General features: G+C 56.6%; 12 protein-coding genes and 1 tRNA gene. 3 read left to right on the top strand and 10 right to left on the bottom strand.

Going from position 1 to position 13,190, the window contains the following annotated elements:
* Positions 1-11 precede the first annotated feature (11 nt).
* Positions 12-1,460, bottom strand: coding sequence for an IMP dehydrogenase (guaB, locus tag GOW93_RS00380; RefSeq protein ID WP_170381089.1), 1,449 nt, complete (start codon positions 1,458-1,460; stop codon positions 12-14).
* Between the two features lie 218 nt (positions 1,461-1,678).
* Between guaB and GOW93_RS00375 the strand changes: the two genes are divergently transcribed.
* Positions 1,679-3,724 (top strand): ASKHA domain-containing protein, encoded by a 2,046-nt coding sequence (locus GOW93_RS00375; protein ID WP_170381088.1) that lies wholly within the window; start codon positions 1,679-1,681, stop codon positions 3,722-3,724.
* 78 nt (positions 3,725-3,802) lie between these two features.
* On the opposite strand, the gene GOW93_RS00370 is transcribed toward GOW93_RS00375, so the two are convergent.
* The 6 genes from GOW93_RS00370 to GOW93_RS00345 all read right to left on the bottom strand — a co-directional run bounded on the left by GOW93_RS00370 (position 3,803) and on the right by GOW93_RS00345 (position 7,956).
* On the bottom strand, positions 3,803-4,528 hold the full coding sequence (locus GOW93_RS00370) for an FkbM family methyltransferase (protein WP_170381087.1): 726 nt from the start codon (positions 4,526-4,528) through the stop codon (positions 3,803-3,805).
* Positions 4,529-4,541: 13 nt separating this feature from the next.
* Positions 4,542-4,615 (bottom strand) — tRNA-Gly (locus GOW93_RS00365).
* Positions 4,616-4,679: 64 nt separating this feature from the next.
* Positions 4,680-5,507 (bottom strand): polyphosphate kinase 2 family protein, encoded by an 828-nt coding sequence (locus tag GOW93_RS00360; protein WP_170381086.1) that lies wholly within the window; start codon positions 5,505-5,507, stop codon positions 4,680-4,682.
* A gap of 129 nt (positions 5,508-5,636) precedes the next feature.
* Positions 5,637-6,698 (bottom strand): methyltetrahydrofolate cobalamin methyltransferase, encoded by a 1,062-nt coding sequence (locus GOW93_RS00355; protein ID WP_170381085.1) that lies wholly within the window; start codon positions 6,696-6,698, stop codon positions 5,637-5,639.
* Positions 6,699-6,707: 9 nt separating this feature from the next.
* Complete coding sequence (locus tag GOW93_RS00350; protein ID WP_170381084.1) at positions 6,708-7,634, bottom strand: methylenetetrahydrofolate reductase; 927 nt, start codon at positions 7,632-7,634, stop codon at positions 6,708-6,710.
* Between the two features lie 25 nt (positions 7,635-7,659).
* Positions 7,660-7,956 (bottom strand): virulence factor, encoded by a 297-nt coding sequence (locus GOW93_RS00345; protein ID WP_170381083.1) that lies wholly within the window; start codon positions 7,954-7,956, stop codon positions 7,660-7,662.
* Positions 7,957-8,196: 240 nt separating this feature from the next.
* On the opposite strand from GOW93_RS00345, the gene GOW93_RS00340 reads away from it, so the two are divergent.
* Together GOW93_RS00340 and GOW93_RS00335 are read left to right on the top strand one after the other, a co-directional pair.
* On the top strand, positions 8,197-9,309 hold the full coding sequence (locus GOW93_RS00340) for a Ppx/GppA phosphatase family protein (RefSeq protein WP_170381082.1): 1,113 nt from the start codon (positions 8,197-8,199) through the stop codon (positions 9,307-9,309).
* Positions 9,309-10,025, top strand: coding sequence for an RlmE family RNA methyltransferase (locus GOW93_RS00335; protein ID WP_170381081.1), 717 nt, complete (start codon positions 9,309-9,311; stop codon positions 10,023-10,025). The genes GOW93_RS00340 and GOW93_RS00335 overlap by 1 nt, the downstream gene beginning before the upstream one ends.
* Before the next feature lies 1 nt (position 10,026).
* Here the strand turns inward: GOW93_RS00335 and GOW93_RS00330 are convergent, their stop codons facing one another.
* The 3 genes from GOW93_RS00330 to GOW93_RS00320 form a co-directional block, all read right to left on the bottom strand.
* Positions 10,027-10,215, bottom strand: coding sequence for a hypothetical protein (locus GOW93_RS00330; protein ID WP_170381080.1), 189 nt, complete (start codon positions 10,213-10,215; stop codon positions 10,027-10,029).
* Positions 10,216-10,312: 97 nt separating this feature from the next.
* Entirely contained in the window at positions 10,313-12,214 is a 1,902-nt protein-coding gene (locus GOW93_RS00325; RefSeq protein ID WP_170381079.1) for a multiheme c-type cytochrome, read from the bottom strand.
* Positions 12,211-13,077 (bottom strand): YihY/virulence factor BrkB family protein, encoded by an 867-nt coding sequence (locus GOW93_RS00320; protein ID WP_170381078.1) that lies wholly within the window; start codon positions 13,075-13,077, stop codon positions 12,211-12,213. Before GOW93_RS00320 ends, GOW93_RS00325 begins: the two co-directional genes overlap by 4 nt.
* Positions 13,078-13,190: the final 113 nt, after the last annotated feature.

Below are 13,190 nucleotides of genomic sequence, written 5' to 3'. Positions count from 1 at the left end.
TGACCGGTCGGTCACATGATCCGGTAGTTCGGGCTCTCACGTGTGATCTGCACGTCATGCACGTGACTTTCTTTCAGGCCAGCGCCCGTGATTTTGACGAAGTTGCAGTTCTTACGCATTTCCTCAACCGTCGCGCAACCGGTATAACCCATCGCCGCGCGCAGGCCGCCAACCAATTGGTGCACAACCGCACCGGCCGAACCTTTGTAGGGCACCTGCCCCTCAATTCCTTCTGGGACCAGCTTATCGTTTGCGGCATCTTTCTGGAAATACCGATCCGCCGAACCGCGCGCCATTGCGCCCAAGCTACCCATACCACGATAGGATTTGAACGAACGGCCTTGATACAGGATCACCTCACCCGGACTTTCATCAGTCCCGGCAATCATCGAACCAACCATGGCACAGGACGCGCCCGCAGCGATTGCTTTGGCGAAATCTCCCGAGAACTTGATCCCACCATCGGCGATTACCGGTACATCACCTGCCGCTGATGCACAGTCCATGATCGCCGTCAGCTGAGGCACCCCAACACCGGCAACCATTCGTGTGGTGCAGATTGACCCCGGCCCGATGCCGACCTTGATCGCGTCGGCACCTGCGTCGATCAACGCTTTGGTTGCGTCACCTGTGGCGACGTTACCAGCAATGATCTGGACCTCATTCGACAGAGTTTTGGCCCGTTTCACCGCATCCAGAACACCTTGTGAGTGGCCATGCGCTGTATCGACCACGATGATGTCTACGCCGGAATCCACCAGTTGCTCGGACCGTTCAAAGCCTGCATCCCCAACCGAGGTTGCCGCCGCAACACGCAGACGGCCCAGTCGGTCTTTGCAGGCGGTGGGATTCAGAACGGCCTGTTCAGTGTCTTTCAAAGTCAACAAACCGGTCAACTTGCCCGCCTCGTCTACCACCAACAGCTTTTCGATTCGACGAGCCCTCATCAGGCTTTTAGCTTCTTCCAGGTCGGCGGGTTCTTGCAGCATCGCCAGATTGCCCGAAGTCATCATCGCCTTGATCGGCGTATCATCCGAGGTGGCAAAGCGCATATCGCGGTTGGTTACAATACCCACAACACGGCCTTCCTCGTCCACGACCGGAAAACCGGTAAAGTTATATCGCTGCACCAATGCCTGCGCATCTGCCAACGTCTGATCAGCGCGCAGTGTGACCGGGTTGTAAACAATGCCCGATTCGAACCGTTTGACCCTACGCACCTCTCGGGCCTGTTCCTCAACCGAAAGGTTCTTGTGGATCACACCAATGCCGCCAGCCTGCGCCATTGCAATAGCCATGCGGGCTTCGGTCACCGTGTCCATCGCCGAGCTAAGCAGCGGAATGTTCATGGTGATCTGACGGGTCACGCGCGTGGTCGTGTCCGCCGTCGCAGGCAGCACCGTCGATGCCCCCGGAACCAAGAGTACGTCGTCAAAGGTAAGTGCCTCACGAATCTGCATCTGCTAACCTCATGCAAAAGCCCGTTTGGCGGTGACCCTATTACATGGATTCAAGTCAAGGGAAAGCCCCTGACCTAAACTAGTTTTCCCCCGCAAGCTGCTACCACGGTAAAAAACGACGTTCCTTATTCAAAACGTGCCGCGGAATGCCCTTTCCCTTTGCGCGCAAACCCATATCTTGCCCGACATACGCGCGAATACAAAAAGGCAGGCCAGTTATGACCACCGACCCTCTTGTTGTCTTTACTCCCTCGGGCAAACGTGGACATTTTCCCGTTGGAACCCCGGTTCTGACCGCAGCCCGACAGCTGGGCGTTGATCTGGACTCGGTCTGCGGTGGGCGTGGGATTTGCTCCAAGTGTCAGATCACCCCAAGTTATGGTGAGTTTCCCAAGCACGGCGTGACCGTGTCTGAAAACGCGCTGAGCGAATGGAACGCGGTCGAACAGCGGTATGACGACAAACGCGGTCTGAAACCGGGCCGCCGACTGGGCTGTCAGGCCACGGTTCAGGGCGACATCGTCATAGACGTACCACCTGAAAGCCAAGTGCACCGTCAGGTCGTCCGCAAGGCTGCCGCAGCGCGGGCCATTACAATGGATCCGGCAACGCGTCTGTACTTCGTGGTGGTGGAAGAACCCGACATGCATTCACCGACCGGCGATCTGGAAAGGCTCGAACGCGCGCTGCGCCAGCAATGGAATATCGACGCAGTCACTGCCGATCTGTCGCTGATGTCCAAGCTGCAACCCGTTCTACGCAAGGGTAAATGGGAGGTCACGGTAGCCGTTCACAAGGGCCACAAGGATTCCGTTGCACGCATCGTCGAGATTTGGCCCGGCTTGCATGAAAACGGGCTATATGGCTTGGCCATCGACCTCGGTTCAACCACCATTGCGGCACATCTGACCGATCTGGAAACAGGTGAGGTCAAGGCCTCGTCGGGCCTAATGAACCCGCAAATCCGCTTTGGCGAGGACCTGATGAGCCGCGTTTCCTACTCGATGATGAATCCCGGCGGCGATCAAGAGATGACGAAAGCCGTGCGTGAGGCAATCAATGACCTGACGACTTCGATCACGGATGAGGCCGGGATTGATGCGGATTTGATCGTCGAAACCGTGTTTGTTTGTAACCCGGTCATGCACCACCTTTTGTTGGGTCTGGATCCGGTCGAGCTGGGCCAGGCGCCGTTTGCCTTGGCCACATCCGAAAGCATCTCTCTGCCCGCGCGCGAGATGGACCTTAACAAGATGAATCCGCGCGCGCAGGTCTACATCCTACCCTGTATCGCGGGCCATGTTGGGGCCGACTGTGCCGCAGTTGCCTTGTCGGAAGAGCCGGGCAAGTCCGAAGACCTTGTTCTGATTGTCGACGTTGGGACAAACGCCGAAATCCTGCTGGGCGACGCCAGCCGGGTTCTCGCATGCTCCTCACCTACAGGCCCTGCTTTCGAAGGGGCTCAGATCAGTTCCGGTCAGCGCGCCGCACCAGGTGCAATCGAACGGATTGAGATTGACCCGACCACCAAGGAACCCCGTTTTCGGGTCATTGGGTCCGAAAAGTGGTCCGACGAAGAAGGCTTTGATCAGGACATTGCAACAACGGGCATCACCGGTATCTGCGGATCCGGCATTATCGAGGCGGTCGCCGAAATGCGCATCGCGGGCCTGCTGGACGAAAGCGGGCTGATCGGATCGGCCGAACAGACCGGCACAGCCCGTTGCATGCCCGAAGGGCGCACCCACGCCTTTCTGATCCACGATGCCAGCGCCGAAGGAGGCCCGCGCATCACCGTTACGCAGGGCGACATCCGCGCCATCCAACTTGCCAAATCCGCGCTCTATGCGGGTGCCCGGCTGCTGATGGATGAGATGGAGGTTGACAAGGTTGATCGCGTAGTTCTGGCCGGTGCGTTCGGCGCACATATCTCGACCAAACACGCGATGGTTCTGGGCATGATCCCGGACGCGCCGCTGGATAAGGTCTCAAGCGCGGGCAACGCTGCCGGGACAGGCGCGCGTATCGCCCTGTGCAACATCGCGGCACGATCTGAAATTGAGCGTGTTGTGCGTGAAATCACCAAGGTCGAAACCGCAATCGAGCCTAAGTTCCAAGACCATTTTGTCGCCGCCAATGCGATCCCCCACAAAACCGACCCATTTCCGGAACTGGCTCAGGTTGTTACCCTGCCCGCGCCATCGTTCAACACTGGCGGAGAGACTGAAAACGCTGGTGGTCGCCGTCGCCGTCGCCGGGGGTAAAAGTCTAAGAAAGCAAATGCCGACGCTCTGGCTAGGGCGTCGGCATTTAAGGAACTGAAACTGGAAACCAACAGATTTTCAGAGGTGAGGCAATCTTTCTGATCGGAACTTATCCGAAATAAAGACCGCATCGCCGAACCGACGCTGTCCGTTAGCGAAATGCCGACCCGGAAAAATATTATAAAGCGAATAATTTTGCCGATCCAAAGCATTCCACAGGTCCAGCAGAAGCGGGCAATCTTCATAGTGCGGCGTCGCGAACCATTCAAACATGATCATATCAACGCGCTGCTCTGAAAGCATTTTTTCAGCACCCTTGAAAATATTCAGCTCTGACCCCTGCGCGTCGATCTTCATGCAGCTAATTTGGGAAATACCGTTTTGCTCGCAAAACGCATCCACAGTATTCAGCTTGACGCGGATCGAGGTATCCACTTCGGCTTCGGGGTGCTGCTCCAGGGTAGTCGTGTTTGACGACAGCAAGGACGAGGTGCCAAGCGCCTTGCCCACGAAGAACTCAGCCTCGCCCGGTTCGTCGCTAAGCGCCTCTTCAACAACGGTGACTGTATCGAATGCCGAGAACCTTTCGGCCACATATGCGGCCTGACCAGGCAGTGGTTCGAACAAGTAACAAGGGTGATCGGGAAATACCCGGATCAAGTGCCGGGCGATCGTCCCGCGGTTTACGCCGATATCAAAAACCACCCCGTCAGGATTAGCCACCGCCGAAAGGCGCGCCAGCGCCCCCACAGGCCCGCCTTCTTTAACCAAAACTCTAGCGCGCCGAGTAAGTTCTTTTTTCATGCTCATGATCCGTTGGAGCGGGTAGCGGGAATCGAACCCGCGCGTTCAGCTTGGGAAGCTGACAGGCTACCATTACATCATACCCGCCGCGTAGCGTTGGATAACACCCCACTTTGATCGTTCGCAAGCACCTTTCGTTTGGGTACAACAATCACTCGGTCCGGGCGCGCAGGCTATCGATTAGAGATTGATCAACGTCCAAAACTTCGAAAGCTGCATCCAATGTACGCTTATCCAAATGCTGCGGATTCAGGTCAATACCTTCGGAAAACGTATCAACAATTGCCTGCATAGCATTGATTCTCGCGTATTTCTTGTTGTTAGCCGGAATCACATGCCATGGCGCGACATCTGTTGAGGTCCGCGCCAGCATCTCATCCACGGCGACTTCAGCCTCGGACCAACGCTCGCGGTTGCGAAAGTCCTCATAAGTCAGCTTCCACCGCTTCATCGGGTTCTGAAGACGCTCAGTGAAACGCTCCATCTGCTCTTCCTGAGAGATGTGGAAAAACAGTTTCACGATCTTTGTACCGTCATCCACCAGCATACGTTCAAAATCGTTGATCTCACGATATGCTGCCCTCCAGCGCTCTTCTGGGGTGAACTTCTCAATCCGCTCGACCAGAACACGCCCGTACCAGCTGCGGTCAAAGGCCGAGATTGCGCCTTGAGGCGGCAATCTTTCCCAAAAGCGAAGCAGGTAGTGCCGATTTAGATAGTAGTTCCTCGGCGCTCCGATCGGCCACACTTTAAAGCTTCGCGGGTCCAGTGCCTGGCTGATCCGCCGGATTGTGCCACCCTTGCCTGCCGCATCCCAGCCTTCGAACACGAGCACACCTTTTACCCCGTGAAACAGATACGCTTGTTGGATCAATGCCAGTTGCGCCTGCAATTCAGCCAGTTTTTTGAAATACGCCTGCTTTCCAAGTTTTCTGCTAAGATCTGCTTCCGCTAGTTTTGGGGGGTGATGCCGTTTCATTCCGCGCTGGTCCTTCGTCATCTGATCCAGACAGTCTGACCTACGGCGCCTATTTCGGCATTGATCAGTATCAACAACGAAAAAGGCCGGGCGTCTTGCCCGGCCTCACTACGTTTTTTTACTCACGGATCAAGCGCGGCGGCGACGGCCACCTCCTCGACGACCACCGGCAGCACCTGCAGCACCAGCCTCATCCGGCGACTTGTTGAACTTGATCCACTCACCACCATGCGCGTCATTGTTGGTCAGCAGGTTGGCGGCACGGATGGCCTCCATTTCCTTACCTGCACGCGGCTTGGTTGAACCCAGACCGAACATCTGAACGAATGCCTCATCATCCATGCCGTCGGGCAGAATGATGCCGGCTGCAGTCACTTGCTCTTTCTTCTCGGCGATCTTCTTCTGCGTCACAGGCAGCGCAACCGGGTTCATGATCGCCGAAGTCATGCCAGCGCCCATCGCCATCGGCAGGAAAGCGTTGTTGATGCCGTGCCGGTTCGGCAGACCAAACGAGATGTTGGACGCACCGCAAGTGGTGTTCACGCCCAGTTCCTCGCGCAGGCGACGGACCAGAGCAAACACCTGCTGTCCAGCGGTTGCCATCGCACCGATCGGCATAACCAGTGGGTCAACAACAATGTCATGCGCGGGAATGCCATAGTCGGCAGCGCGCTCAACGATCTTCTTGGCAACATCAAAACGGACATCGGGATCTTCGGAAATACCTGTGTCATCGTTTGAGATCGCAACAACAGGAACGTTGTACTTCTTGACCAGCGGCAGAACCAGTTCCAGGCGCTCTTCTTCGCCAGTGACCGAGTTCAGCAACGGACGACCTTCAGCCGCCTCAAGACCGGCTTCAAGCGCACCCGGAACTGACGAGTCGATGCACAGCGGCACTTCGACCAAACCCTGCACCAGTTCAACGATCTTGCGCATCAAGGGCGGCTCGGTCTCGTTCGGGTTGGGGTTCGAGTTGTAGACAACGCCCGCATTGATATCCAGAACGGTTGCGCCAGCCATGACCTGCGCCAGTGCGTCTTTCTCGACAGTCGAGAAATCGCCCGCTTCCAGCTCGGCGGCCAGTTTCTTACGTCCGGTCGGGTTGATCCGCTCACCGATCACACAGAACGGTTCGTCAAAGCCCAGGACGGCTGTTTTTGTTTTTGATTCTACGACTGTACGGGTCATGTCCGTTCCTTAAGCGTTTGCAGGCTTTGCCGAAGCGCCGCCGTTATTGATCGCCCAGTTGGCATTGGTTTTAATGCCGCCAAGCGGGAAGAAGTGTACGTTAGTGATGTTGAAATCCGGGTTGGCCGCCTTGTGGTTGGCCAGTTCGGTGATCACATCGTTTGGCTCATAGGGCAGCAGCAGCTTGGACACATCCATCGCGCGTTTCTGCAGAACCTTCAGCGAGGGGCCAACGCCGCACGCAATGGCGAACTTGATCAGGGTTTGCAGTTTAGCCGGACCGGCGATGCCAATGTGGATAGGCAGGTCGATACCGGCCTCTTTCAGGCTGTCGGCCCAAGCGATGATCGGCTTGGCATCGAATGCAAACTGGGTTGCCAGCGCCATTTCCGCATCGGTGGTTTCCGAGAATTTCTGTTTCCAGCGCAGCGCGTCGTCCACATTCTTGGTCGAACCGTCCGGGTCGATATCCTTGTTGCCCTCGGGGTGACCCGCCACGTGCAGGCGTTTGAAACCCGCCTTGTCGAACAGACTGGTTTCCAGCAACTGCATCGAGCTGTGGAAGTCTCCATTCGGTTTTTCCACACCACCGGCCAGCAGAAGGGCTTGATCGACACCGGCTTCGCCCTGGTACATTGAGATCCAGTTTTCCAGCGTTGCCGCATCCTTGATGATACGTGCTGGGAAGTGCGGCATGACCGGATAGCCTTCCGCTGCGATGCGTTTGGCTGTTTTGACCATATCCTCGATCGGGGTGCCTTCGATGTGGGCGATGTAGACGCGCGTGCCTTCAGGCAGCAGCGCCCGGAAATCCTCGACCTTTTCGGCAGTGCGTGGCATCACCTCGATCGAATAGCCTTGCAAAAAGGCTTCGACGGTCGGGTTCACCGGGGCCTTCTCGGCCGCATCACGTTTCTTAAAGTTCAGCAAAGCCATTGCGGCCTCCCATATAGATCAGGGCTCATGCCCAACCGTCATTGGCGATCAGCGCTTTGATGCGGTCCTGATCGTATTCCGTTTCCAAGCGCGCGGCCTCGGCCTCGGCAATCTCGGACGGGTCGCCCTCGACTGCAAAGGGATCAGCCTTGCGCCATTCAGCCAGATAGGCATCACTGTCCTTGGCATTCACCTTCATGGCAGCACGGTCGATGGCTTGCTCGAACCGCTCCTCCAACTGCCGCTTGGCGCCGCGACGGCCTTTGCCGACGATGACCTGAGCGGGAATGTCGCGCCAGTAAACGATGGTGACGTCAGGCATTGCCGTTGATTCCTCCTAACCAGATGGGTCGGTTCTAAACTTCTATATGGGGCAAGGTCGGTCGATTTTCGACACACGGCGTATTTCAAACGACCTTTTGCCTAGGATGGGATACGTGTCTTGTAACGAAAATGCACGCATGTGCGCATATCAAAATACTCATCACTTTAATGAGCGTCTTGCACGATGGAATAGGCCGACCTATGGTCGGGGTAACTCGAATATCGGAGGGCGTTAAAGATGGCGCCCAAGCGTCCCAAAGGTGCGGGCGCGTTCCCGAAGGCGGTCGAAAGCCCCGCGCCGGCAAGACCCGATCCGGATGCACTCTATGCAGCACTGGATTTGGGGACAAATAGCTGTCGCATGTTGATAGCCCAGCCCAAGGGCAGCGGGTTCCATGTGGTGGATAGTTTTTCCAAATCCGTGCAGCTTGGCGCGGGTTTGGAGCGGACCGGACGATTGTCTCGGTCTTCTATGGCACGCACCATTCAGGCGCTGCGAATCTGCCAGCAAAAGCTGAAACGCAATAAGGTCAAACGGATGCGGCTGGTCGCGACCGAGGCTTGCAGACGCGCCAAGAACTCGCGTGACTTCATTCGGCAGGTTAAGCGCGAAACCGGACTGACGCTTGAGATCATCCAGCCCGAGGAAGAGGCGCGCTTGGCCGTCATCTCGTGCGCACCGCTGGTGTCGACCAAGACCGAACAATTATTAGTCGTGGATATCGGTGGCGGTTCGACTGAGTTGGTATGGATCGACATCTCATCGGTGCCGCGTCGGGACCGTCCGGCGGCGATCATGCGCCTGCATCACGGGTTTCATACGGCCGACAGCCCTTTTCCAACAGCCAAAGTGGTGGACTGGATCAGTGTCCCGCTGGGTGTGGCGACGCTGCGGGACCAATTCAACGATGTTGAGGACGACTCAGCTCGCTTTGCTCTGATGAGTTGGTTCTTCGAAGAGAATCTAGCCGATTTCGCCCCCTACAAAGACGAACAGGCCCGCGAAGGATTTCAGATCGTCGGCACCAGCGGAACGGTCACTACGGTGGCCGCCTCACATCTGGGGCTGAAACGCTATGACCGAACGAAGGTGGATGGTCTGCGTATGACCAGCGATCAGATTGACAAAGTCATACGAGGATACTTAGAACTCGGCCCACTGGGGCGGCGGCGAGATCCGCGTATCGGCGATGACCGGCAGGCCCTGATCATGTCCGGCTCGGCCATTTTGCAGGCATTGCTTCGCTGCTGGCCCACCGACCGCCTTTCCGTGGCGGACCGTGGGCTGCGCGAAGGTTTGCTTTATGCACAAATGAGTGCGGACGGCGTATTGGAAGACGGACCGTTCTGATGGCGAAGACACCAAGTGGCAAAAACAACTCGGGCCGTGGACAACGCGACCTGAAAGTTAAGGTCAAGACAGCGCGCGGGCGCAAACTCAGCTCAACCCGTTGGCTTGAGCGGCAGTTGAACGATCCTTATGTCAAGCGCGCGCAGGCCGAAGGTTATCGTGGGCGTGCGGCGTACAAGATACTCGAACTGGACGACAAGTTCCGCTTTCTCGTCCCCGGTGCCCGCGTGGTTGATTTGGGCTGCGCGCCGGGTGGCTGGCTGCAGGTAGCCGTCAAACGCGTCAATGCGCTGGGCGAGCGATCAGGCAAACGGATCGGCACAGTCCTGGGCGTCGATCTGCAAGAGGTTGAACCGGTCGCAGGTGCCGAGGCACATGTGCTGGACTTCATGGAAGATGACGCCGACGAAAAGGTCAAAACATGGCTGGGCGGCAAGGCCGATGTGGTGATGTCGGATATGGCGGCGGCCTCGTCCGGGCATAAGCAAACCGACCACCTGCGGATCATGGCGCTGTGCGAAACAGCGGCTTACTTTGCTTTTGACGTTCTGGAAGAAGGTGGCACATTTGTTGCCAAGGTTCTGGCCGGGGGTGCCGAGGGCGATTTGCAAAAGCTTCTGAAGCAGAAGTTTGAAAAGGTGGCCAATGTCAAACCACCCGCATCACGTTCGGACAGTTCCGAGAAATTCGTAGTCGCGACCGGGTTCCGCGGCTGACTTAATCGTCCAGCCAACTGCGGTCACCGGCCAGGAATTGTTCGCGCAGTGACGCGGCAGCGTCGCGCTGCAACTCCAACGCTTCGTCGGGATTAACAAACTGCGGTTTTCTGGCCTGTAATTCCGCGATCCTCTGATTCAGGGAAACCGGGTTTTGTAGCTGCGATGTGTGTACTGGTTTGTCAGTCATGAAACACCTTTGAGGCTGGCGAAGATTTCACCCACCCCATTGGTTAATCGATGAATTTGCCCGTTTCATGGCGCAAACCGGGCCACGCAATGCCGATCTAAGGTGACAGTTGGGACTTTAACTGCAGCAAGCCAGGATCTTCCGGCAACATTGCCAACCCTTCCTTCAGCGCCTCTAGTGCTGCCTCTGGCCCTCGATTTATCTGCGCCAACTGTACCAACATTGGCCAGGCCTCGGCACGCTGAGGGTCCAGAGTTACGACCTCTCGGAATGCGCGTTCAGCGGCCGGAGCGTTGCGGAATGTCAAAGCCATCCCACCCAGAATAAGGTGAGTTTCCGGAAAATCGAGACGGTTGGCGATTGCATCCTGCCATTCGCCCATGCTCTGCGCGACGCGCGCCTGTTGATCCGAAGTCAGGGATTGGCTCGGGACGTTCAGGAACTCCTTGGCCGCTGAAATTCGCACGTTGCGCATTGGGTCCGAGAGTAGCGGTTCCAGCCTTTGAACCCGATCCGTCAAGGTTGCCTGACGTTGCAACGGAGCTGCATTGGCACGCACCAGAGGGTCTGGATCTAACAATAGGGGTGCTGTTCTTAACGCGATTTCCCCCGTTGCATAGGGTTGAAGCAGATAGGCCGCTGTTGCGCGCACGATACCTGCTGTTTCCGCGTCAATCGCAATTGCCAGTAAATCATCCGGCGCCCCGGCCTGTCCGGTCATCGCCGCTTGAAACACTGCTCCGAAATGTGGACCACGATGAGTGGTTTCAGGGAACCAAACTTCGATCTGACTTGTCGCCCAAGCCTGATCCTTCGTCTGATGACAATCGGTGCAGGCATCTTCGCCCAGCCCCAGATCGGGACGCGGAATGCGGAAACTGTGGTCGCGCCGCCCGTCTACGCCCATATAGACACGTTCGATCATGTGACAGGATTTACACTGCGCCCCTTCGCTGTCTTCCGGGTGATGATGATGTGTGGGCGTATTATAGTCCTTCGCTGTTAAGGTCGGAAAATCAGGATTGCCAGCCAGAGAATGGCATTGGGTACAGACCCCGTTTCCTTCCGCCTTCAACTCTGCACTGTGTGGGTTATGGCAATTCATGCAACCCACGCCTTGCCCGTACATCTTGGACTGTAAGAACGAGCCGTAAACATAAACCTCATCCAAAATCTGGCCATCCGGATGGTAAAGACCGGGGCGTAGCACCGCCATATTGTAGGCGTCGTGATAGGGTGTTCCCGGGATCGGGTTTCCGTCGCCATGTGCTTCGCGTCGGGAATGGCAACCGGCACATTGCTGGATTTCCTCCTCAACCCGGCCCCTGCCCCAATTCAAGGTGAATCCAAATTCGCCCTGATCGGCAGAAAGACTTTGGCCCTGCGTCCAGTCGATATGCGCAGATCCGGGGCCGTGGCAGGCCTCACACCCGACCCCGATCTCGGCCTGAGCCGAGTCATAGCTTCGGGTCAGCGCATCATAGTTCTTTTCAAACCCGGTGGCGTGACATTCCGCACAACGGGCGTTCCAGTTTTTGTAAGGACCTGTCCAGTGCAACCCGTCATCCGGTGGCAGGTCTTGATCGGGATAAAGATGAAACCATCGCTGGTTTTCCGTGTCCCAGACGACATCAAAACTCTGCAATCGGCCGGGCTCAGTTTCGAACAGGTATTGTTGTAATGGCTCGATTCCGACGACTGAATGCACGTCATAGAGCGTTTCAACCCCGTCCTTCTCGGTTACACGGGCCTGCGGCAGATCGTCGGTATGTACGAATTCCACGGACATACCGTCATGATCAAACCGCACACCGTCGAAATCCGCTTTGACGTGACCTTCATTAACTTGGGTCCAGGCCAGAGCGTGATGGGAGGCGGCCCATTCCTTTGCCTCATCCGCGTGACACTCAACGCATTGGTCAGACCCGACATAATTCGGGGTTTCAGCGAATACGCCTAAAGGTACAAACAGACTGAAAAAGAGCGCAGCCAGCCTCACACCGCTGGCCCATCGGTTTCATCCTGCAAATCCATCAGCGCACCGTTGTATTCGGCCCCGAGGATTAGAATAGCTGCGCACAGGTACAAGAAGATCAACGCGGCCATCGCTCCTGCGAGACCTGCGTAAGTTGCGCTGTAAGAAGCGAATTGCGCGATATAGACAGAAAACCCCCACCCTCCTGCGCCCAACAGCGCCAGCGTCAGCAACACGCCCGGAAGGATTTGTTTTAACTTGTGACGCCCTGTCGGCAGGACCAGATGCGCCAAGACCACGACACCGACGGGAACGGCGACAGTGAAAGTCCAACGCAGGCGATCTACTGACAACCAGTCCGAGACATTCACATCCGTTTTTTCGGACACAAGCTGCGTATAAACAGGCAGGACAACTTCGACCGCTGCGATACCCAGAATGGCAATGCCTCCGGTGATCACCAATCCCAAACACAGCAAACGTGTCTTCCAGAAAGGCCAGCTATCGCGATCATGATACGCTTGGTTCATCGCCGCACGTACCGCCATCACACCATTCGAAGCAAAAAACACGGCCAGCAAACCACCCAGAGTAATCACACCCGAGCCTGACTGGGCCAAAACCGAACGTAGTTCAGCCACGATTGGCTCGGCAACATCCTGAGGCCATGCGCCAAAAATCAAATCGATCAGCTCGTTTGTCACGTAGTCCTGCGACAAAGACCCCGCGAGGGCAACGGTAAAGAGAACGAATGGAAATAACGCCATCATCAGTGACATGGCGACGTGGCTGCTCATGACAAAGCCGTTCTTTGAACTGAATCTCGTCACGGCAAGCAGAAGTGCCTGAACCGGTCGGCCAAAATAGGGAATCACACGCGCTAACATGGCAAAAGCCTAACCCGCCTTCTCTATCCACTGAACCGCCAAATCGCTCTGCTACGCAGATAAACCCCGGCAAACAATTGGGCGCATTGCATAATCCGCACTTGCTGTGCAGG

Origin of the sequence: Ruegeria atlantica, from assembly GCF_013032455.1 — a bacterium.
Taxonomy (GTDB): domain Bacteria; phylum Pseudomonadota; class Alphaproteobacteria; order Rhodobacterales; family Rhodobacteraceae; genus Ruegeria; species Ruegeria atlantica_B.
This window is presented reverse-complemented; position numbering and strand designations above follow the sequence as displayed.